The 21,161-nt window shown below is 64.5% G+C and carries 17 protein-coding genes and 1 pseudogene; 8 read left to right on the plus strand and 10 right to left on the minus strand.

Going from position 1 to position 21,161, the window contains the following annotated elements; genetic code table 11:
* Positions 1–8 precede the first annotated feature (8 nt).
* From C4S70_RS13400 to C4S70_RS13420, 5 genes and pseudogenes are all read right to left on the minus strand, one after another.
* Positions 9–1,216, minus strand: a pseudogene (locus tag C4S70_RS13400) (phosphoglycerate kinase).
* Positions 1,216–2,214: a type I glyceraldehyde-3-phosphate dehydrogenase gene (gap, locus tag C4S70_RS13405; protein WP_104008616.1), complete on the minus strand. Its 999-nt coding sequence runs from the start codon at positions 2,212–2,214 to the stop codon at positions 1,216–1,218. The pseudogene C4S70_RS13400 and the gene gap overlap by 1 nt, the downstream one beginning before the upstream one ends.
* Positions 2,211–4,217, minus strand: a complete 2,007-nt coding sequence (tkt, locus tag C4S70_RS13410; protein ID WP_104008617.1) for a transketolase — start codon at positions 4,215–4,217, stop codon at positions 2,211–2,213. The genes gap and tkt overlap by 4 nt, the downstream gene beginning before the upstream one ends.
* 9 nt (positions 4,218–4,226) lie before the next feature.
* Positions 4,227–5,081: a phosphoribulokinase gene (locus tag C4S70_RS13415; RefSeq protein WP_104008618.1), complete on the minus strand. Its 855-nt coding sequence runs from the start codon at positions 5,079–5,081 to the stop codon at positions 4,227–4,229.
* A gap of 32 nt (positions 5,082–5,113) precedes the next feature.
* Positions 5,114–6,118, minus strand: coding sequence for a class 1 fructose-bisphosphatase (locus C4S70_RS13420; protein ID WP_104008619.1), 1,005 nt, complete (start codon positions 6,116–6,118; stop codon positions 5,114–5,116).
* 101 nt (positions 6,119–6,219) lie between these two features.
* Here C4S70_RS13420 and cbbR point away from each other — a divergent pair, with 101 nt between their 5' ends.
* The 3 genes from cbbR to C4S70_RS13435 all read left to right on the plus strand — a co-directional run bounded on the left by cbbR (position 6,220) and on the right by C4S70_RS13435 (position 11,477).
* Positions 6,220–7,164, plus strand: a complete 945-nt coding sequence (gene cbbR, locus C4S70_RS13425) for a LysR family regulator CbbR (protein ID WP_104008620.1) — start codon at positions 6,220–6,222, stop codon at positions 7,162–7,164.
* 118 nt (positions 7,165–7,282) lie between these two features.
* Complete coding sequence (locus C4S70_RS13430) at positions 7,283–8,257, plus strand: efflux RND transporter periplasmic adaptor subunit (RefSeq protein ID WP_104008621.1); 975 nt, start codon at positions 7,283–7,285, stop codon at positions 8,255–8,257.
* A complete protein-coding gene (locus C4S70_RS13435) occupies positions 8,250–11,477 on the plus strand; it encodes an efflux RND transporter permease subunit (protein ID WP_104008622.1) in 3,228 nt (1,075 codons plus the stop codon). Before C4S70_RS13430 ends, C4S70_RS13435 begins: the two co-directional genes overlap by 8 nt.
* Positions 11,478–11,702: 225 nt before the next feature.
* Here C4S70_RS13435 and C4S70_RS13440 read toward each other — a convergent pair whose 3' ends face one another.
* Positions 11,703–13,103, minus strand: a complete 1,401-nt coding sequence (locus C4S70_RS13440) for an aminotransferase family protein (protein ID WP_104008623.1) — start codon at positions 13,101–13,103, stop codon at positions 11,703–11,705.
* 416 nt (positions 13,104–13,519) lie between these two features.
* Between C4S70_RS13440 and C4S70_RS13445 the strand changes: the two genes are divergently transcribed.
* The 5 genes from C4S70_RS13445 to C4S70_RS13465 all read left to right on the plus strand — a co-directional run bounded on the left by C4S70_RS13445 (position 13,520) and on the right by C4S70_RS13465 (position 19,096).
* A complete protein-coding gene (locus tag C4S70_RS13445) occupies positions 13,520–14,521 on the plus strand; it encodes a taurine ABC transporter substrate-binding protein (protein WP_104008624.1) in 1,002 nt (333 codons plus the stop codon).
* A 123-nt stretch (positions 14,522–14,644) separates the two neighbouring features.
* Positions 14,645–15,451, plus strand: coding sequence for an ABC transporter ATP-binding protein (locus tag C4S70_RS13450; protein ID WP_104008635.1), 807 nt, complete (start codon positions 14,645–14,647; stop codon positions 15,449–15,451).
* A gap of 5 nt (positions 15,452–15,456) precedes the next feature.
* Entirely contained in the window at positions 15,457–16,761 is a 1,305-nt protein-coding gene (locus C4S70_RS13455; protein ID WP_104008636.1) for an ABC transporter permease, read from the plus strand.
* Between the two features lie 207 nt (positions 16,762–16,968).
* Positions 16,969–17,220: a hypothetical protein gene (locus tag C4S70_RS13460; RefSeq protein WP_146064218.1), complete on the plus strand. Its 252-nt coding sequence runs from the start codon at positions 16,969–16,971 to the stop codon at positions 17,218–17,220.
* 313 nt (positions 17,221–17,533) lie between these two features.
* Positions 17,534–19,096 carry an acetolactate synthase large subunit gene (locus C4S70_RS13465; RefSeq protein ID WP_235003832.1) on the plus strand — a complete coding sequence of 521 codons (1,563 nt, stop codon included), beginning with the start codon at positions 17,534–17,536 and terminating at the stop codon, positions 19,094–19,096.
* 229 nt (positions 19,097–19,325) lie between these two features.
* On the opposite strand, the gene C4S70_RS18850 is transcribed toward C4S70_RS13465, so the two are convergent.
* From C4S70_RS18850 to C4S70_RS18675, 4 genes are all read right to left on the minus strand, one after another.
* A complete protein-coding gene (locus C4S70_RS18850; RefSeq protein ID WP_380218664.1) occupies positions 19,326–19,562 on the minus strand; it encodes a transposase in 237 nt (78 codons plus the stop codon).
* Positions 19,493–19,804 carry a transposase gene (locus tag C4S70_RS19465; protein WP_380218885.1) on the minus strand — a complete coding sequence of 104 codons (312 nt, stop codon included), beginning with the start codon at positions 19,802–19,804 and terminating at the stop codon, positions 19,493–19,495. Before C4S70_RS19465 ends, C4S70_RS18850 begins: the two co-directional genes overlap by 70 nt.
* On the minus strand, positions 19,719–20,234 hold the full coding sequence (locus C4S70_RS18855; protein WP_200822768.1) for a transposase: 516 nt from the start codon (positions 20,232–20,234) through the stop codon (positions 19,719–19,721). The genes C4S70_RS19465 and C4S70_RS18855 overlap by 86 nt, the downstream gene beginning before the upstream one ends.
* 170 nt (positions 20,235–20,404) lie before the next feature.
* On the minus strand, positions 20,405–21,161 hold a 757-nt coding region (locus C4S70_RS18675), incomplete at its 5' end, for a hypothetical protein (RefSeq protein WP_160114878.1).

The raw sequence follows: 21,161 nt of genomic DNA on the forward strand, positions 1-21,161 counted from the left end.
ATCCTTCTTCAGGCAGCCTTGGCGGCCCCTTCCAGGGCCGCGATACCGGGAAGCGTTTTTCCTTCGAGCCATTCCAGAAAGGCCCCCCGGCGGTCGATACATAAGTGAAATCGCCGGCCACGCCGGCGAGGTTCAGTGCCGCCACCGTATCACCTTCGCCGGCGACCGTCACGGCCAGCCCCTGCCGGGTCAGATCGGCAGCCGGCCGCGCCAGCAGGATGGTGGACTGGTCAAAGGGCGGCAGTTCGAACGCGCCCAGCGGACCGTTCCACAGGACTGTTTCGGAATCGGTCAGAACGTTTTCGAAATCGGCCAGCGCGCGGGGGCCGGCATCCAGGATCATCGCGTCCTCGGGGCATTCGTGGGCGGGAACGACCTGCTTGCGCGCGCCGGCCTTGCATTCGCGGGCTACCACCACGTCCCGGGGCAGGTGCAGCGCGCAGCCCGATCGTGCGGCCAGCGCGCGGATTTCGCGCACCGTGTCCAGCTGATCGGGTTCATGCAGCGATTTTCCCATCGGCGCGCCATCGGCAAAGAGGAACGTGTTGGCCATGCCCCCGCCGACGATGACCGCATCCAGCCGTTGCACCAGGTTCTTCAGCACCGCGATCTTGGTGGATACCTTGGCGCCACCGACGATCGCGACCGCGGGGCGACAAGGACGGTGGAGGGTCGAGGACAGGGCCTCGATTTCCTCGACCATCAGTGGGCCTGCGGCCGCGGGGAGGAGATAGGCAAGCGATTCCGTGGAGGCGTGCGCCCGGTGCGCGCAGGAAAACGCGTCGTTGACGAAGATGTCGCCCAGCCGCGCCAATTGCCGGGCGAAGGCCGGGTCATTCGCCGTCTCGCCGGGGGTGTAGCGCAGGTTCTCGACCAGAAGGACCTCGCCCGGGCGCAGGGCCTCGGACGCGCGGACCGGTTCGGGGCCGAGTGCGGTTTCCACAAAGGCGACCGGACGGCCCAGCGCCTGCGCCAATGCGGGGCGCAGCTTTTCGACTGAAAAGGCCGGGTCGAACTCGCCTGCCGTCGGGCGGCCGAAATGGGTCAGGATCACCAGCCGCGCGTCCCGCTCCAGCAGCGGGCGCATGACGGCGGCGAAGCGGTCGATGCGGGTGGTGTCGGTCACGGTATCGCCATCCACCGGCACGTTCAGGTCCGCCCGCACCAGCAGCCGCCGGCCGGCGGCGTCGAATTCGGTGATGCGCGCGATGGTCATCATGCCCTCCCCACCAGAACCGCGTTGTCGGCCATGCGGCAGGAAAAGCCCCACTCATTGTCATACCAGGCCAGAACCCGCACAAGGCGTCCGTCCATCACCTTGGTCTGGTCGGCGGCGAAGTTCGACGAATGGGTGTTGTGGTTGTAGTCCACCGACACCTTGGGCTCGGTCTCGTAGCTCAGGATGCCCTGCATCTCGCCGTTGGCGGCCTCTTCCATGATCGCGTTGATGTCGGCCTCGGTAACCGTCCTGGACGACCGAAAGGTGAGATCCACCGCCGACACGTTGGGCATGGGCACGCGGATCGCCGAGCCGTCGAGCTTTCCGTTCAGCTCCGGCAGCACCAGCCCGATCGCCTTGGCCGCGCCGGTCGAGGTCGGGATCAGGCTCAGCGCCGCGGCGCGGGCGCGGTAGAGATCCTTGTGGCGGCGGTCCAGCGTCGGTTGGTCGCCGGTATGGGAATGCACAGTGGTCATGATGCCATGTTCGATCCCCACCGCCCTGTGCAGCACCTTGGCCACGGGGGCCAGGCAGTTGGTGGTGCAGGATCCGTTCGACACGATCAGATCCTCGGGCCGCAGCGCATCGTTGTTCACGCCAAAGACCACGGTGCGGTCGGCATTCTTGGCCGGGGCCGACACCAGCACCTTGCGGGCGCCGCGCGTCAGGTGAACCGATGCCGCCTCTTTCGAGTTGAACTTGCCTGAACATTCCAGCACCACGTCCACCCCGTCCCAGTCCAGTTCGGTCGGGTCGTAGGTGGAAAACACCTTCATCGGGCCGCGGCCCAGGTCCATGTGATCGCCGTCGATGCGGATTTCGCCGGGGAAGCGGCCGTGAACGCTGTCATATTTCAGCAGATGCGCGTTGGTTTCGATCGGGCCGGTGGCGTTCAGTTTCACCACCTCGATGTCGTTACGCCCCGATTCCACGATCGCGCCCAGAGTGCAGCGGCCGATGCGGCCCATGCCGTTGATGCCAACCCGAATGGTCATGCGAAGTCTCCCTGCTCCATGACCGCGCGCGCCGCCTGCGCGACCGCCTGCGCGGTGATGCCGAAATGTTCGTAAAGATCCTTGACACGGACAGAGGCGCCAAAGCCGGTCATTCCGATGAAGGCGTCCCTGTGGCGCAGCATCAGACCCCAGCCCTGACGCACCGCCGCCTCGACGCCGACGCGGGGGGGTTGGCCCAGAACCTCGCGGCGGTAATCCTTGGGCTGCGCGGCGAAGAGCTCGAAGCAGGGGGCCGAAACCACCGCCGCGCGGATGCCGTCGGCGCCCAGCGTCTCGGCCGCGTTCAGCGCAATCTCCACCTCGGAGCCGGTGGCGATCAGCGTCACGTCGCGCGGCCCGCCCGGATTGCGCAGCACATAGGCGCCGCGGGCGACCATGTTCGCCTCGGTATGTTTGGTGCGCACCGTGGGCAGCCCCTGCCGCGACAGGCACAGTGCCGTCGGCGTGCCGGTCGATGCGGCGGCGATCTCCCAGGCCTCGGCGGTTTCCACCGCATCCGCCGGGCGGATCACGGTCAGGTTTGGCATGGCGCGCAAGGACGCGATGGTCTCCACCGGCTGGTGGGTTGGGCCATCCTCGCCCAGACCGATCGAGTCATGGGTCAGGACATAGGTGACCGGAACCCCCATCAGCGCCGACAGCCGGATCGCGGGACGGGCATAGTCGGCGAAGACCAGGAAGGTGCCGCCATAGGGCACGAACCCGCCATGCAGGGCGATGCCGTTCATCGCCGCCGCCATGCCGTGTTCGCGCACGCCGTAGCGGATGTAGTTGCCGGAAAAGTCATCGCGGGTGACGTCAACCATGCCCTTGGTGCGGGTGTTGTTCGATCCCGTCAGGTCCGCCGAGCCGCCCACGGTGTTAGGCAGGGTGGCGTTGACCACTTCCAGCGCCATTTCGCTGGCCTTGCGGGTCGCGACCTTGGGCGCGTCCGCCGAAAGGCGGGCCTTGTAGTCGGCGATGGCACGGCCCAGCGCCGCCGTATCGGGCGCCGAGATGGACGCGGTGAAGGCATCGCGCCGCGGGTTCGCGGCCAGCCGCGCCTCCCATGCCTCGCGGGCGGTGCGACCGCGCGCGGCGATGGCGTGCCAGCTGTCATAGACCTCCTGCGGTACCTCGAAGGGCGGCCAGGTCCAGCCCAGCGCTTCGCGCGCCGCGGCGATTTCCTCGTCCCCCAGCGGCGCGCCGTGGGTGGCCGCCGTGCCCTGCTTGTTGGGGGCGCCAAAGCCGATCACAGTGCGGCAGGCGATCATCGAGGGGCGGTCATCGGCCTGTGCGGCCTTGATCGCGGCGGCGATGGCCTCCTTGTCATGCCCGTCGATCGACTGGACATGCCAGCCGGCGGCCTCGAACCGCTTTTGCTGATCCATCGAGGTGGACACGTCGGTCGAACCGTCGATGGTGATGCCGTTGTCGTCCCAGAACAGGATCAGCCGGCCCAGCCGCAGATGGCCGGCCAGGTCGATCGCCTCGTGGCTGATGCCCTCCATCAGGCAGCCGTCGCCGGCTATGACCCAGGTCCGGTGATCCACCAGTTCGTCGCCAAAGCGGGCATTGTGCATCCGTTCCGCCAGCGCCATGCCGACGGCCGTGGCGATTCCCTGACCCAGCGGGCCGGTCGTCGTCTCGATCCCCTTGGCATGGCCGTATTCCGGGTGACCGGCGGTGCGATAGCCCAGCTGCCGGAAATGGCGCAGCTGATCCATGTCCATATCATCATAGCCCAGCAGGTGGTTGACCGCGTAAAGCAGCATCGACCCGTGCCCGGCGCTGAGCACGAAGCGGTCGCGGTCGGGCCATTTGTCGGCGCTGGGATCGAGCTTGATGAAGCGGTTGAACAGCACCGTCGCCACATCGGCCAGGCCCATCGGCGCGCCGGGATGGCCGGACCTGGCCTTCTGGATTGCGTCCATCGCAAGGGCACGGATGGCGTTGGCCATCAGGTCTTCGTTGGCGGCGTGGATCCGGGTTTGCTGGTTCATGGGGATACCTCAGGCGCGTTTGAATTCGGACACCAGCCGCTTGATCATCGGGGTAAAGATCAGCTGCATGGCGAGATCCTGCTTGTTTCCGGGTATCACGATGGAATTGGCACGGCTCATCCACGACCCGAGGATCATCGAGACCAGATAGGGAAAGTCGATCCCGCGCGGATTCTTGAACCGGATCACCACCAGGCTTTCGTCCGGGGTGGGGATCCAGCGCGCGATGAACGGGTTCGAGGTGTCCACCACCGGCACACGCTGGAAATTGATGTCAGTTTCGGTGAATTGCGGGCAAATGCAGTGCACATAGGCCTGCATCCGCCGCAGGATCGTGTCGGTCACCGCTTCGGTCGTATAGCCGCGCGCGGCCTTGTCGCGGTGGATCTTCTGGATCCATTCCAGGTTGATGACCGGAACCACGCCCACCTTGAGGTCGGCCAGCGCGGCGATGTTCACCGTGTCGTTGACCACGGCGCCGTTCAGCCCTTCGTAGAACAGCACGTCCGAGCCTTCCTCGAACTCCTCCCATTCGGTGAAGGTGCCCGGCGGGCTGCCCCAGCGTTCCGCCTCTTCGTCGTCATGGACATAGTGGCGGGTGCGGCCACGGCCCGTCTCGCCATAGGTGCGAAAGACCTTTTCCAGCTCTTCCAGCTCGTTGGCGTCATAGCTGAAATGGCTGAAGGTTTCGTTGCCCGCGGCCTTGCGCCGGGCGAGTTCCTCCTTCATCGCAGCCCGATCATATTTGTGGAAGGCGTCGCCTTCGATCGTCACCGGGCGAATGCCTTCGCGCCGGAAGATGTTCATGAAGGTCTCCTTGACGGTCGAGGTGCCCGCGCCGGAGGAACCCGTGACCGATATGATCGGGTGCTTTTTTCGACATCTCCCGTTCTACCTCATGATCTGAACAGTCCGCGCGAACCGAAGAGGGCGGATACCTCTTCGTCGGGCAGGTCGTGATAGGCGGTGACGCGATCCACGTTGTCGGGCGAGCCGAATACCAGCGGGGTGCGCGCGTGCAGCTTGTCGGCGGCGTGGTTCAGCAGCCGGTCGGTGCCCGTGGTGGCGCGTCCCCCCGCCTGTTCAACCAGCATCGCGATGGGCGCGCATTCATAGACCATGCGCAGCCGGCCATGTTCATAACCGGGGCGCGCATCGCCGGGATACAGGAAGATCCCCCCGCGCGAGATGATCCGGTGCGTTTCCGCCACGAGCGACGCGACCCAGCGCATGTTGAAATTCTTGCCCCGCGGGCCTTCGGCGCCGGCCAGGCAGTCGTCGATATAGGCCCGGATCGGTTTCGACCAGTGACGGTAGTTCGAGGCGTTGATCGCGAATTCGGTGGAGGTGTCGGGAATCTTCATCCCCGACTCCGCCAGCTTGAACCGCCGGTCCGTCGGGTCGAGCACGTAGAATTGTACGCCGTCGCCGAAGGTCACCACCAGCGCCGTCTGCGGGCCGTAGATGAAGTAACCTGCGGCGATCTGTTCGGTGCCGGGGCGCAGGAAGGTTTCCTCGGCGCCGTCGCGGGCGGGGCGGATCGAGAAGATCGTGCCGATCGACACGTTCACGTCGATGTTGGACGACCCGTCCAGCGGGTCGATCGCCAGCGCCAGCGTGCCATCCTTGTCGATTTCGATCACGTCCTCGCGCTCTTCCGAGGCATACCAGCGGACGCCGGAGCCTTCGAGGCCGCGGACGAATTCCTCGTCGGCCAGCACGTCGAGCGCCTTCTGATTGTCGCCATCGGTGTTCGAACCGACCTCGGCGCCCAACGCACCGCCCAGCGGGCCGCGGGCGATGGTCAGCGCCAGATCCGCTGCCACATGGGCCAGCGTGCGCATGACCGGTCGCAGCGTTTCGGGAATCAGATCGTCGTTTTCAAAGGGATTGCGATCCATTTGGATGAGGCCTCCCAACCTCGGGTTCTGAGAGGGTTGATATTCGGGTGATGGCGTTTTAATAAATTTTAAAGTTATGAAATGGGATTAGAAAAAATTTAATGCGCCGCCTCAACGCCATAACTTTCAAGCAGTTGCGCGCATTGTCGCAGGTCTGCGAAACGGGGACGATTTCGGCGGCGGCGGAAATGTTGTCGCTAACACCGCCGGCCGTGCATAGCCAGTTGAAAGCATTGGAGGAAATCGTCGGCTGCCAGATTCTGAAACGCGGGGCCGAGGGATTCGAACCGACGCCCGAAGGCGAGGCCCTGCTGGGGGCGTGGCGGATCTCGCACTCGGTTCTGGAAAAAGCGATCCGCCAGATCGAGACATTGTCCAAGGGGCTGGCCGGAACGGTTGTTCTGGGGGTGGTCAGCACCGCCAAGTATTTCGCCCCCAGGCTGGTCGTTCTGCTGCGTGAAGCGTTCCCGGACATTGATGTCGTGCTGCGCATTGGCAACCGGGCGCAGATCATCCGCTATCTGCAGAATGAAGAGGCGGACCTGGTGATCATGGGGCGGCCGCCGCGCGAACCTCTGGTTACCGCGCAGTCCATCGGAGAGCATCCGCATCTTCTGGTGGCGCCGCCGGGTCATCCGCTGACGCAGCTGGATACGGTCCGGCCCGCCGACATCCTGTCAGAGCATATCGTCCTGCGCGAACCGGGGTCGGGGACGCGGATCCTGACGATGCGCTATTTCGACGAGATCTCGCCGGGGCACGAATATCGCCATACCGAAATGGAATCGAACGAGACCATCAAGCAGGCGGTGATCGCGGGGCTGGGCATCGCGATCCTGTCCGCGCATACCATGCACGAAGAACTCAGGTCGGGCCGGCTGGTGGCGGTGCCTGCGCGGGGGCTGCCGATCATGCGTCACTGGTTCGTCGTTCATCGCGCCGAAGCCGAACCCAGCCACGCGACCCGGACGGTCAAGGACTGGATCACGGCCAATCCCGACCGGTATCTGCCCAGCATGGATTTGGTGTCGCAACCGGCCCGCTGAGGTCTGAACAGGGGTTCCCAAGCGTCATTTCATCTGCGACTTTGCGGGATCGGGATTGAATAACATTCATAAATGCGCATATGAGGGCGCAGGTATTGCTATGCGAGGGACCAGGCAGATGCACAAGCTCTTCGTTTTCGCGCTGATCGGGGCGCTTGCCCCCTGGGCGGCGGTTGCCGACCTGCCCGTGCGCAAGGTGGCAGTGACGGACTGGAAGGCGGTCTTTGGCCGGGTCGAGGCGCGCGACACGGTTCCGGCGCGATCGCGGATCGGCGGCACGCTGGAGGAAATCCTGATCGAAGAGGGCGACCTGGTCGAACGCGGCCAGCAGATCGGCCTGATCCACGATCCCAAACTGGATTTGCAGATGCAGGCGGTCGAAGCGCAGATCGAGGCTTTGCAGTCGCAGCTCGAGAACGCGAAAGCCGAACTGGCGCGCGGCGAGGGCCTGCTGGAGCGCGGGGTGACGACGCAGCAGCGGCTGGACCAGCTGCGCACGCAGGTCGAGGTTCTCGTCAACCAGATCGAGGCGCAAGAGGCGCAGAAACGGGTGATCGAGGAACAGGCGGCCGAGGGCGCAGTGCTGGCGCCGATCTCCGGCCGGGTGGTTTCCGTTCCCGTGACGGAGGGGTCGGTGCTGATGCCGGGCGAGCCGGTGGCGAACGTGGCCGGCGGCGGATTCTTCCTGCGCCTCGCGGTGCCCGAGCGCCACGCGCGGTTCCTCAAGGAAGGAGTCCAGATCCGCATGGGTAAAACCGGCGAGGGCCAGCCCGGCAGGATCGCCAAGGTCTATCCGCAGATCGAAAACGGCCGGGTGATCGCCGATGTCGAGGTCGAGGGCCTGTCCAGCGAATTCATCAACGCCCGCGTGCTGGTCAGCCTGCCCGTGGCGAAATCCGAGGCGATCGTCGTGCCCGCCAGTGCGGTGACCACCCGGATGGGACTGGATTTCGTGACGGTGAAGGGTGCCGATGGCGAACCCGTGGATCGCGCGGTGGTCGTCGGCGAACGGCACGAGATCGAAGGGGTTGAGATGATCGAGATCCTCAGCGGTCTGACTGTTCAGGATGTGATGGTAACCGGCCATGAGTGAGCAACAGCAGAAGAAGTCGGTACCTCTGGGTATCGCCGGGGGATTGACGCGCGCCTTCATCCAGTCGCCTCTGACGCCCCTGATGATCCTCGCCGCGCTGGCGGTGGGGCTTGTGGCGCTCATCAGCCTGCCGCGGGAAGAAGAGCCGCAGATCTCGGTGCCGCTGGTGGATATCCACATCCAGGCGCCGGGGCTCAAGGCCGAGGATGCCGTCAAGCTGGTGACCGAGCCAATGGAAACCATCGTGCAGGGCATCAACGAGGTCGAGCATGTCTATTCCTCGACCCGCGACGACTATGCGATGGTGACGGCGCGGTTCGAGGTGGGCACCTCGTCGGATGCGGCGATTCTGCGCGTGCATGAAAAGGTGCGCGCCAACATGGACCGGATCCCGGTGGGCATCGACGAGCCGCTGATCGTCGGGCGCGGCATCGACGACGTGGCGATCGTGTCCCTGACGCTGACGCCGAAACCGCATGCGGGCGAGATGACCGCCAATGACCTGACGCGCATTGCCCGCCAACTGCAGGTCGAGATCGCCAAGATCGACAATGTCGGCCTGACCTACATCGTCGGCGACAGTCCCGAGGCGATCCGCATCGCGCCCGATCCCGATCGGCTGGCGCTCTACGGTGTGACGCTGCAACAGCTCGCTGGCAAGGTCGAGGCGGCGAACCGAGCCTTTGCGACCGGGTTCATTCGCGACAAGGGAGAGCAGATCCCGCTGGTCGCGGGGGAAACACTGCGCGCCCCGGCCGAAATCGGCAACCTGCTGCTGACCACGCGCGACGGCCGTCCGGTCTATGTGCGCGACGTGGCGGATGTGAGCTTCGTGTCCGACACTTCGGACAAGATCGTGGCCAATGTCACGCGCGACGAAAACGGAAAGATCGTCCGCACCCCCGCCGTGACGCTGGCCGTGGCCAAGCGTGCCGGCGCCAATGCCGTGGTCGTGGCCGAAGCGATCCTGCACCGGGTCCATGCGCTGGAAGGCAAGCTGATCCCGGAAACCGTGGCGGTCGAGGTCACCCGCAACTATGGCGAGACGGCGAACGAAAAGGCCAACGAGCTGCTGTTCCACCTTGGGCTTGCCACGATCTCGATCGTGTTCCTGGTGCTGGTGGCGATCGGCTGGCGGGAAAGCATCGTCGTGGCGATCGTGATCCCGGTGACGATCCTGCTGACGCTGTTTGCCGCCTGGATCATGGGCTACACGCTGAACCGGGTGTCGCTGTTCGCGCTGATCTTCTCGATCGGTATTCTCGTGGACGATGCCATCGTGGTGATCGAGAACATCGCCCGCCACTGGGCGATGAAGGACGGGGAAACCCGCGTGACCAAGGCGATCCGCGCGGTGGCCGAGGTGGGCAACCCGACCATCGTCGCCACGCTGACCGTGGTGGCGGCGCTGTTGCCGATGCTGTTCGTCAGCGGGCTGATGGGCCCCTACATGTCGCCGATCCCGGCCAATGCCAGCGCGGCGATGATCTTCAGCTTTTTCGTTGCGGTCATCATCACCCCTTGGCTGATGATCAAGTTCGCCGGCAAGGCCGACATGTCGGCCCATGCCCATGACGACGAACCCGGCGGCCACCCCGGCGGCATCCTGGGCCGCATCTACGCCGCCGTGGCGCGGCCCATCCTGCGGACGAAAACGGGGTCGCTGGTCTTCCTGCTGATCGTCGCCGGGCTCAGCTTCGGCTCGATGGCGGCCTTCTACACCAGGGACGTGACCGTCAAGCTGCTGCCCTTTGACAACAAGTCGGAACTGAGCGTGGTGATCGATCTGCCCGAAGGCTCCTCGGTCGAGGCCACCGACGCCGTCGCCCAGGACGTGGCGCGGGCGGTTCTGGAGATGCCCGAGGTGATCTCGACCCAAACCCATGCTGGCACCGCCGCCCCGTTCAACTTCAACGGCCTCGTGCGCCACTACTACCTGCGGGAATTGCCGGAATTGGGCGACGTTCAGATCAACCTCGCGCCCAAGCACGACCGCGACCGCACCAGTCACGAGATCGCGCTGGAGGTCCGCGAACGGATCAACAGGCTCGACCTGCCCGAAGGCACCGTGCTCAAGACCGTCGAGCCGCCCCCCGGCCCCCCGGTGATCGCGACCCTTCTGGCCGAGGTCTATGGTCCCGACGGCGAAACCCGCCGCGCCGCCGCTCGCAAGATCCGCGAGGCGTTCGAGGCGGTGCCCTTCATCGTCGATGTGGACGACAGCTTCGGCCAGCAGAGCCGCCGGTTGCGGGCGGTGATCTCGACCGACCAGCTGGAATTCTTCGGGGTGCAGGAACGGGACGTGTTCTCGACGCTGGCGATCCTCAACGGTGGCCAGACGGTGGGCTACTCCCATCGCGGCGGCGGGCGTCGCCCGATCCCGATCCGGGTGGAGCGCGACAAATCCGACCGCGTGCTTGACGAAAGGTTCCTGAGCACGCCGATTCCGGCCAACGTGCTGCCCGGCGCGCGCGGGGTGGTGGAACTCGGCGACGTGATCGAGATCCGCGAAGAGCGGACCTCCTACCCCGTTTTCCGCCACAACGGGCGCGAGGCCGAGATGGTGACCGGCGAACTCGCCGGCGCATTCGAGGCGCCGCTCTACGGCATGCTGGCGGTGGCCGAGGAGCTGGACAGGATGGACTGGCCCGACGGCACCAAACCGGTCATCTCGCTGCACGGCCAGCCCGAGGATGAATCCCACGTCACGCTGCTCTGGGACGGCGAATGGGAGGTGACCTGGGTTACCTTCCGCGACATGGGCGCGGCTTTTGCGGTGGCGATGCTGGGGATTTACATCCTCGTGGTGGCCCAGTTCGGATCGTTCAAGCTGCCGTTGGTAATCCTTACGCCCGTTCCGCTGACCTTCCTCGGCATCATCGGCGGGCACTGGCTGTTCGGAGCGCCATTCTCGGCCACTTCGATGATCGGCTTCATCGCGCTGGCCGGCATCATCGTGCGCAACTCGATCCTGCTGGTGGATTTCATCCGCCACGAAGGCGGGCCGGACATTCCCCTGATCGACACGCTGATTGCCGCGGGGTCGATCCGGTTCAAGCCGATCCTGCTGACCGCCATCGCGGCGATGATCGGCGCGGCGGTGATCCTTGCCGATCCGATCTTCCAGGGGCTGGCGATCTCGCTGCTGTTTGGCCTGCTGAGCTCGACCTTGCTCACCGTCCTGGTCATTCCCGCGATCTATCGCGTGTTCAAGAGCTGACCGAAATCCATGAAACACGAACGCCGGCCCGCGGGCCGGCGTTTGCCGCGCTCATCCAACGCCGTCGCCGGACAGATGTCGGAACGGAGAAGTCCGTCCCTGCCCGGCATCTTCATCTTGCAAAAAATACTCCGGGGAGCGCGAGGGGCAGCGCCCCTCGCCTTGGTCGGATTGGCGCAGCCAATCCGAAAACCCTCGCCCGCCCGGACAGGCGCCGGCAGCCGATCAGCCGAACACCCGGGTCAGCGCCGCATCGACCGCTTGGGTGATCGCGTCGATGTCGTCCGCGGTGGCGATCAGCGCCGGAGAGAAGCACAGCGTGTTGTTGCGCCCCGGCACCGAGCGGTTGGAGGCCCCGATGATGACCCCCTGCGCGCCGCATTCGGCCACGACCTGGGCCACTTGGCTTTCGGATACCGGCTCCTTGGTCTCGCGGTCGGCCACCAGTTCGGCGCCGCAGAACAGCCCCAGTCCCCGCACGTCGCCGATCACCGCGTGCTTGTCCATCAGCGCCCGCAGGTTGCCCATCAGCCGCTCGCCCATGGCTGTGCAGTTTTCCAGCAGGTTCTCGTCCTCGATGATCCGCATGTTTTCCAGCGCCGCCGCCGGCCCCGCCGCGCAGCCGCCAAAGGTCGAGATGTCGCGGAAGTGGTCCAGCGGATCCTCGGCGTTGTCCTTGAACATCTCGAACACCTCTTCGGTGGTCACGCAGCAGGCAATCGCTGCATAGCCCGAGGCGACGCCCTTGGCCATGGTGACGAAATCGGGCTTGATCCCGTAATGCTGATACCCGAACCAGTGGGTGCCGGTGCGGCCGATGCCGCAGACCACCTCGTCGATATGCAGCAGGATGTCGTATTTGCGGCAGATCTCCTGCACCCGCTCCCAATAGCCGTCGGGCGGAGTGATCACGCCGCCGCCGGCGGTGACCGGCTCAAGACACAGCGCGCCCACCGTCTCGGGGCCTTCGCGCAGGATCACCTCTTCGATCAGGTTCGCCGCTGCAATGCCGAAGTCACGGCCCGACAGATGGCCCAGCCCCAGCTCCTCCTTGCGGTATTCCATGCAATGCGGCACGCGCACGAAACCCGGCGCAAAGGGGCCGTACTGGGCGTTGCGCTCGTCCTGGCCGCCGGCCGACATCGCCGCGAGCGTCGAGCCGTGATAGTCGCGGTCGCGGTAGAGGATCTTGTATTTCTTGCCGCCGTATTTCTTGTGCGCGATCTGGCGCACCATCTTGAACGCCTTCTCGTTGGCCTCCGAGCCCGAGTTGGTGATGTAGACCCGGCTCATGCCCGGCATCTTGGATATCAGCTTTTCCGCGAACAGAGATCCCGGGATCGATCCCGCCGACTGCGCGAAATAGCACAGCTTCATCAGCTGGTCATAGACCGCCTTGGCGATGTTCTCGCGGCCATAGCCGACATTGACGGTCCAGACACCGCCGGACACGGCATCGATGTATTCCTTGCCGTTCTGGTCCCACACGCGCATCCCCTTGCCCTCGAGGATGATTCGGGGGTCGCTGGTCTCGAACGGCTTGTGCTGGGTCAGATGGTGCCATACATGCGCCTTGTCGGCTTCAACGATGTGACGAATGTCGTTCTGGGTGAACGTGCCGTCCATGACATGTCCTTTCCTGTTTGATGTTGCGGCGCGACAGAAAACCCGCTGTCGCGGCCCAGAGTCGATCTGACTCCAGAAACGCCCAAATCTGTCCCGGCTATAGGTCCAGTATCGCAGATGACTTATGGCCAGTTATCGGGCCGCAACCGATGAAAAAGCGGACAATAAATCAACAACACCATGAAATAAAAAGAAAGATTCTGAATGTCGCGCGGCGGAATATCGGATTTGGTTTTCGCAATTCGGTCGTTGCGGCCAGAAAAAACATTGATCGGTGCACGGTTTTGGTCTCCGATCTGTAGTGGGACCGGTTCCGCGGCAGCCCCCGGTTTTTTCGGGCTGTGCCATCGGGGCGCGCCCGGCCGGCCAACTGCCCGCATGATCGGGTGGACGAACAAACAGGGAGACACACGAACATGAAACTCAAGACCAGGCTGATGGGCGCGATCGCCGGGCTCACGGTGCTTGCGGGGGTCGCTCCGGCGATGGCGCAGGACGAGATCACGGTCGGCTATTTCCTCGAATGGCCGATGCCCTTCGAATATGCCAAGCAGATGGGAACCTATGACAAGGAGCTTGGCGTCAAGGTCAACTGGGTCAGCTTCGACACCGGCACCGCGATGAGCGCGGCGATGGCCTCGGGTGACGTGCAGATCAGCGTCAGCCAGGGCGTGCCGCCCTTCGTGGTGGCCACCAGCGCGGGCCAGGACCTTCAGGCGATCGACGTGGCCGTGTCCTATTCGGACAACGACAACTGCGTGGTGCGGTCGGATCTCGAGATCGACAAGACCAATGCCGGCGAACTGGCCGGCAAGAAGGTCGCCGTGCCGCTGGGCACCGCGGCGCATTATGGCTTTCTCAAGCAGATGAGCCATTTCGGCGTCGATGTCGGGTCGATGAACGTGGTGGACATGGCGCCGGCCGAGGGCGCGGCGGCGCTGGCGCAGGGCAATGTGGACATGGCCTGTGGCTGGGGTGGCGCGCTGCGCCGGATGCTTGAACATGGCAACGTCCTGCTGACCGGCGCCGAGAAGGAAGAGGTCGGCATCCTGGTCTTCGACGTGACCAGCTCGCCCGCTTCCTTTGTGGCCGAGAACGGCGACCTGGTGGCCAAGTTCGTCAAGGTGACGGCGGACGCCAACGCGATGTGGAAAAGCGGCGAGCACAAGGACGAGATGCTGCCCGTCATTGCCAAGGACGCAGGCATGGACATCGCCGATACCGAGGCGACCATGGCGACCTTCAAGTTCCCCAGCATCGAGGAACAGCTTTCGCCCAAATGGTTCGGTGGCGGCGCGCAGGAGTTCATGAAGGGCGTGGCCGAGGTCTTCGTTCAGGCCGGCAGCATCGACAAGGCCAAGGACAGCTACGAAGAGAACGTCAACACCGGCCCTCTGGAAGCCGCCAGCAGGATGTAACCTCCGCGTCTCCGGCCCGGATCGGGGGCGTCCCGCCGGGGCCGGATCATCGCGAGATTGGACAGGCACAGGCCGCATCTGCCCGGGCCCGGGTTGGTGCGGCCGCTGCGACAGGTTGGGGACATGTCCGGACTATCTATCGAAAACATTTCGATGCGCTTCGATCTGCCGAATGGCACGTCGGTTCAGGCGCTCAAGAACGTCTCGCTACATCTGAAGGAGGGCGAGCTGCTCAGCGTACTGGGGCCGTCGGGCTGCGGCAAGACCACGCTCTTGAACATCGTCGCGGGGTTTCTTGCCCCGACTGAGGGACAGGTCGTTCTGAACGGCCACAAGGTAACGGGACCGGCGGCGGAACGCGGCATGGTGTTCCAGCAGGGTGCGCTGTTCGAATGGATGAGCGTGCGGGACAATGTCGGGTTCGGCCCGCGCATGAAGGGCATGGCCAAGGCGCAGATGGCCGAAATCGTGGATCATCTGCTGGATGTCGTCGGCCTGGGCGATTTCAAGGACAAGATGGTCTATGAGCTGTCGGGCGGCATGCAGCAGCGGGTGGCGCTGGCCCGCTGCCTTGCCAACGAGCCCGACATTATCCTGATGGACGAACCGCTGGGCGCGCTGGACGCGCTGACCCGGGAAAAGATGCAGAGCCTCGTGCTCAAGCTCTGGAAGGAAACCGGAAAGACCATCATCCTCATCACCCATTCGGTCGAAGAGGCGCTGCTGTTGGGCGAACGGCTGATCGTGATGGCGCCGCGCCCGGGCCGGATTCACAAGGAATACCGCCTGCCCTTTGCCGATATGGGCGTCGGCGCGGATCTGCGCGAGGTCAAGAAGCATCCCGACTATGCGCCCACGCGCGAGGAAATCCTGAACATGATCTGGAACATGGAAGAGGAAATCATGGGCCGGACGGAGGTGGCGTCATGACCAGCCTGATCCCCTTCGCGCTCTATGTCGGCATCTTCGTCGGCTCCTACCTCATCGTGAACAAGCTGATCCGGCGCGCCGCGCGCACCGATTTCACCGCGCTCAAGACGGTGACCTTCGGTGATGAAAGCGCGGTGATCTCGGACCGCACCGCCAGCATCATCTCGGTGGCGACGCTGTTCCTTCTGTGGGGGATGTTTACCGGCTCGGTGCTGGTGCCGCCCTTCCTGCACGCGCCGGGGCCCTATATCGGCGACGGGCAGTTCACCTATGTCGTCGAGGGGCCGGACGGCCAGCGGGACGAGGCGACGGTGTTCTGGAGAGTGCAGGATCCCGAGGGCGAAACGGAGAAACTGACGGTCGATCCGGGCGACGGGCCGGCAAGGAACGACGCGCTGATGATCCGTGCCTATCGCAGCGCCCAGCTGAGCTGGGACAAGAACGACGAATTCAAGCGCAAGGACGGCGCCCGCCTGGTCGAGATCGCCGGCCAGCCGGTCGCCTACGACCCAGCCACCCGGGACGAGGCGGATTCCGCGGCCAAGCCGGTGATCGAGGTTGATCATGCAACCGTCACGCTGTCGGACAAGGGGGCTTTGATCGTCACGCCCTATACCGGCCTGCAGATGGAACCGATCTGGCTGCCGCCGCCCGAGGACGTAGTCAAGCGGCTGGTGGACATCGCCAGCGAAGGTTTCCGCGGCGCGACGCTGTGGGAACATCTGGGGCTGTCGCTGATGCGGGTCGTGGTCGGCTTCTTCTTCGGATCGCTGATCGGGATCCCGCTGGGATATGCGATGGGGCTTTCCAACTGGTTCCGCGGCTGGTTCGATCCGATCGTGGAATTCATGCGCCCGGTGCCGCCGCTGGCGCTGATTCCGCTGGTCATCATCTGGGCCGGCATCGGCGAGTTGGGCAAGATCATCCTGCTGTTCCTGGCGGCGCTGTGGATCATGGCGATCGCCGCGCGGTCGGGCGTGTCCGGGGTCCGTATCTCCAAGGTGCATGCCGCTTATTCGCTGGGTGCCAGCAAGGGGCAGATCATGCGGTATGTGATCGTGCCCAACAGCCTGCCCGAGATCTTTACCGGCGCGCGGGTCGCGATGGGGGTCTGCTGGGGCACGGTGGTCGCGGCCGAACTGGTCGCCGCCGAAAAGGGCGCGGGCATGATGATTATGGTGGCGTCCAAGTTCCAGAATACCGACATCGTAATGATGGGGATCATCATGATCGGCGTGATCGGCTTTGGCATCGACATCCTGATGCGCTGGGCCGAGCGCTGGCTGGTCCCATGGAAGGGCAAGGGCTGATATCCCATCGATCGACGGACCGAACGGGCGCCCAATGGGCGCTCGTTCTTTTCCGGCGCGGGTTTCTCGGTCGGAAACACTCAGTTTCCGCAATGCGCCCAGATTTCGCCATAATTCGGCAACGATTTTTTCACATCTGTGCTGCCTTCTGTCGTCAGGCGCCCATTCGAGGCGAGGCTTTCGGCGAAGGAGGCGGCTTTGGGGTTTATGGCGGACACGGCCTTTGAACGCGTCATCGACGGCGAGACCGGGAACGACGTCCAGCAGGATCATCTGGAGATCGAGCCCATGACTTGCGGGCGGCTTCTGGACGATCTGCTGCCCGATTCTTCAAGGCTATTTGGGATCGCGGTCGGACAGGCAAGGGACGACGAGTCCGAAGACGAACTTGAGATCATCCTCTTGGGCGTTCTTGACGAGACTGCCGCCGGTTGCGAGGAAACGAGCCAACCCGTCTGAGGCGTCGGGATGCTCCGGCCAAGCCGGGGGCGCTGCCCCCGGACAACCGGAGTATTTGACGCAAGATGAAGGATTGGAAGCGTCTTTTCCCGTCCGACGCTCGGTCGTGTTCCTTTAGGTGCGTGCCAGCCGATGCCGCGGCGCCAGAGGCCCTTGGTCCAGTAGGACGCGCCCGCTGAGGAATGGGGGCAGGCACGACCGCCGCGCGTCCTTTCCGCTTGCTCCGTGTCGCGCCAGCCTTGGTGTTTTTCGTTGCGGCGATCTGTGGCTGCCTGCATCATCCATCGCGTCGAACGAGGGAGAACAGGCCGCAATGGTTCAGGACCGACACCCCGAGATGAACGGGGCCGAAAGCCTTGTCCGGACGCTGATCGCCTGCGGCGTGGACACCTGTTTCTCCAATCCCGGCACGTCCGAGATGCATTTCGTGGCGGCGCTGGATCGCGTGCCGGGGATGCGATCGGTGCTGGCGCTGTTCGAAGGCGTGGCGACCGGGGCGGCGGACGGATACTGGCGGATGGCGGGTAAACCGGCCTGCACGCTGTTGCACCTTGGGCCGGGGCTGGGCAATGGGTTGTCGAACCTGCACAACGCGAAAAAGGCCGGGTCGGGCATCGTCAACATCGTCGGTGAACATGCCGAAACGCATCGGCAACTGGATGCGCCGCTGATGTCCGACATCGAGGGCATCGCGCGGCCGGTTTCGCAATGGGTTCACCGTTCAGAGACGGCCGCCGCAGTCGGTGCGGATGCGGCGCGCGCGGTGCAGACGGCGCGGACCGCGCCGGGGCAGGTGGCAACCCTGATCCTGCCCAGCGACACCGCCTGGACCACGGGCGGGCGCGTGGCAGGCCCGCTGACGCCGCCCGAACCACCGGTGCCGGATCAGGATCTGGTGGATCAGGCAGCCGCGTTGTTAAGGGGTGGCGAGGCGTTGCTGCTGCTGGGAAGCGGAGCGTTGACGGCGGAGAATCTGGAAACGGCCGGGCGAATCGCGGCGGCAACCGGCTGTGCCCTGATGTCCGAATGGTCCAACGCGCGGCTCGAGCGCGGCGCGGGCCGGGTCGCGGTCGATAAGGTGCCCTATCCGATCGACGCGGCCATCGAGGTGCTGGCACGCTTCCGTCGTATCGTCCTGGTCGGGGCGCGGGCGCCGATCGGGTTCTTTGCCTATCCGGGCAAGCCCGCCGTTCTGACCCGGCCGGATGCGGAGATCCTGCCTCTGGCGGATGCGTCCGATGACGTGACCGCGGCGCTGGGCGCACTGCGGGACGCGGTCGGCGCGCATGCTTCGGCCGTCGTGAACGGGCTGCGACCCGAGGCTGACGTTTCCGGTCCGCTCGAGCCCGGGGGAATCGCAGCCGTGCTGGCGCAGGAAATTCCCGAGGGCGGCATCGTAGTGGACGAATCCATCACCACCGGGCGCGCCTTCTTTCCTGCGACCCACGGCGCGCGTCCGCATACATGGCTGAACAATTGCGGCGGTTCGATCGGCTATGGCCTGCCGGTTGCCGTGGGTGCGGCGGTCGCCTGTCCTGGACGCAAGGTTCTGGCGCTGATCGGGGACGGGAGTGCGATGTACACCGTGCAGGCGCTCTGGACCATGGCGCGCGAGGGGCTGAGTGTGATCACGGTGATCTTTGCCAACCGCAGCTACAGAATCCTGCGCGGCGAACTGGACAATGTCGGGGCCGGCAATCCGGGCCCGCGGGCGCTGGACATGCTGTCGCTGGACCGACCACACCTGGACTGGGTGCAGATGGCGCGGTCCATGGGGGTAGAGGCCGCGCGGGTCGAGGATTGCGCCGCGCTGGCGCGGGCGATTCGCAACGGTATGGACGCGGATGGCCCGACTTTGATCGAAGCGGTGATGTAACAGGCCGGAAAACGGACCGGAGGGATGGTGGAGCCTGATCTGCCAAACTTCTTTTCTGGAACGGTCGCGGCTTTTCATTGTTGGTTCAAAATCAGCGGACTTGTCTGTCAAAGTTTCCCATCATCTCCTGCGCTTTCCTGATTATTCCTCCACGTTTTAGTATCGATTTTGGTAGATTCTTGCGATTGGGTTACGCAACCTGATGTCTGGAAATTCGGATATGGCGTGATCACCCATCCCGGCATCGCCATTTGATATTGGCCTTGGTGTCGACGGCCCATTGTTCGTCGATCTCGACCAGCACGGCGGTGACGAGGCGTTCCAGCGATTTTTCGTTGGGGAAGCCCCTGACCTTGACGGTGCGTGGTTTGGGCTCCTGCCGGATGGCGCGGTCGATCAGGTTCGAGGGGCGCAAGCGGCGGCGGTGATGCTCGGGAAGGGCAAAGACGGTAAGGCCCTCGGGCACGTTTTCCTCCAGCCATTTGGCAAGTTTCGTGGCGCTGTCGCGGCATGTTTCGACCAAGCCCGCCAGTGCGCCTCCGCCTCGGACAGGGCTATCGAGACGCCGAGTCCCCGACGGCGCTCATCCGGTCCGATGCCGATAGCCGAAAGCACGGCGGCATTACGCACCGCGCCGTCCATGCGCCCCTTCTCGTAGCGCGCATCGAGGAAGAGATTTCGCCAGGCCTCCGGTTCCTCGTCCAGCAGCCGGGTGGCGCGGCTGACCTGGCTTGAGGAAAGGCTCTCTATGCCGAACTCGCGCATCACCGTCCTCGACTTCGCGGGCGCACACGCCCTTGATGTACATCTCTGCCACCGCCAGCATCAGCGCCCGTGCCGAGCGGCGGCCGCGCTCCAGCGATTGGGGGAAGAACGGTTCGCCCTCACGCCCGGCGGTCTTCGGGATCTGAACGCTGATCCAGCCGGCCGGCGTGTCGATCCGCTTGGGCTTGGTGCCGTTGGCGTAGCCCCGGCGGCTGGGCGTGCGTTCGTAATGGCCCGCGGCGAGAAAGCGCTCGCGCGCGATCCGCATCGCCAACTCAAAGGCCCGGGCGGATACGCTCGCCATGTCGTCCGCGCCGTGCTCGATCAGCTGTTCCAGGATGACCTCAGGCCCTGTATCCTTCCTTCCGTCCATTCCCGGCCCTCAACGGTTGGTTTTGCAGTTCCATGGAATACCAGTATGGACCGCCCCAGCCGGGGCATGCCCCGGCTGGGGCGCACCGAGCAATCTCCAACAAGATTTCCAGACGGCAGGGTACAGTACCGGTTGTCAACGATCTGCGACTGGGCGAAGGGCGCGGGCGACTATCCGCATGAAAACCCCGTCAACGGACTCAAGAAGGTTCTTCCGCTGGTGAAACGCCGGGTGGCGCATTTGCCGCCACGAACTGGCGAAACTTCCTTTCCTTCATGGCTGGTTGTCGCACCGGGATTCGGAAACCGACCAAGACGCGCGGTTCCTGCCCGACCGGACGAGGCTGCGACCAAGCCGATCCGTCTGGCCATTCGCAGGTTGGGGAAAAACGGCTGCAATGCCCGGGAATGATTTGCAGCCCGCAACCGTTCGCCGTAATGTCGGCGCGCGTTTCGACACTTGAGTATCTGAAACCGAATAGGCAGGGGCGGATACACAAAGTTCATGACTTTCCCCCCCAACGCGTGGCCCAGCTCGTGCCGGATCGCGTCGATGTTGGCCGGGCGGCAGATCGAGCGCGTTCTGGAAACGACGAATGACTCCTGCCCCAGGCCCGTCTGGCGCGTCATGTCCAAGCCTTCCATTGTCGGCACCCGATACTGATCAAGACGAGTGTGCCGGTTGCCCACCTTGGCACCTTCGACCCGGCGGACTCGTGCCGAATCATCGGCGGATTTGCTTAGTTTGCAGTTTGCGCGGTTATTTCGGAAAAGCATTTGCAAATTTGCGCATTTCGCCTTTGGCAAGATGTCCCAACTGTATATGGTCCCGCAAAATGCCAAAGGGGACACCGGATCATGAAGGACATTCTTTCCGAGCTTGAGCGCCGCCGCGAGACAGCCCGCATGGGGGGCGGTCAGCGCCGCA

The sequence above is a fragment of the Jhaorihella thermophila genome, assembly GCF_900108275.1.
GTDB lineage: Bacteria > Pseudomonadota > Alphaproteobacteria > Rhodobacterales > Rhodobacteraceae > Jhaorihella > Jhaorihella thermophila.

Excerpts from the sequence above, each read along its gene's own strand:
- gap (WP_104008616.1), bottom strand. The coding sequence starts at position 2,214 with ATGACCATTCGGGTTGGCATCAACGGCATGGGCCGCATCGGCCGCTGC.
- tkt (WP_104008617.1), bottom strand. The coding sequence starts at position 4,217 with ATGAACCAGCAAACCCGGATCCACGCCGCCAACGAAGACCTGATGGCC.
- C4S70_RS13420 (WP_104008619.1), bottom strand. The coding sequence starts at position 6,118 with ATGGATCGCAATCCCTTTGAAAACGACGATCTGATTCCCGAAACGCTG.
- cbbR (WP_104008620.1), top strand. The coding sequence starts at position 6,220 with ATGCGCCGCCTCAACGCCATAACTTTCAAGCAGTTGCGCGCATTGTCG.
- C4S70_RS13430 (WP_104008621.1), top strand. The coding sequence starts at position 7,283 with ATGCACAAGCTCTTCGTTTTCGCGCTGATCGGGGCGCTTGCCCCCTGG.
- C4S70_RS13435 (WP_104008622.1), top strand. The coding sequence starts at position 8,250 with ATGAGTGAGCAACAGCAGAAGAAGTCGGTACCTCTGGGTATCGCCGGG.
- C4S70_RS13440 (WP_104008623.1), bottom strand. The coding sequence starts at position 13,103 with ATGGACGGCACGTTCACCCAGAACGACATTCGTCACATCGTTGAAGCC.
- C4S70_RS13445 (WP_104008624.1), top strand. The coding sequence starts at position 13,520 with ATGAAACTCAAGACCAGGCTGATGGGCGCGATCGCCGGGCTCACGGTG.
- C4S70_RS13450 (WP_104008635.1), top strand. The coding sequence starts at position 14,645 with ATGTCCGGACTATCTATCGAAAACATTTCGATGCGCTTCGATCTGCCG.
- C4S70_RS13460 (WP_146064218.1), top strand. The coding sequence starts at position 16,969 with ATGGCGGACACGGCCTTTGAACGCGTCATCGACGGCGAGACCGGGAAC.
- C4S70_RS13465 (WP_235003832.1), top strand. The coding sequence starts at position 17,534 with ATGGTTCAGGACCGACACCCCGAGATGAACGGGGCCGAAAGCCTTGTC.
- C4S70_RS18855 (WP_200822768.1), bottom strand. The coding sequence starts at position 20,234 with ATGGACGGAAGGAAGGATACAGGGCCTGAGGTCATCCTGGAACAGCTG.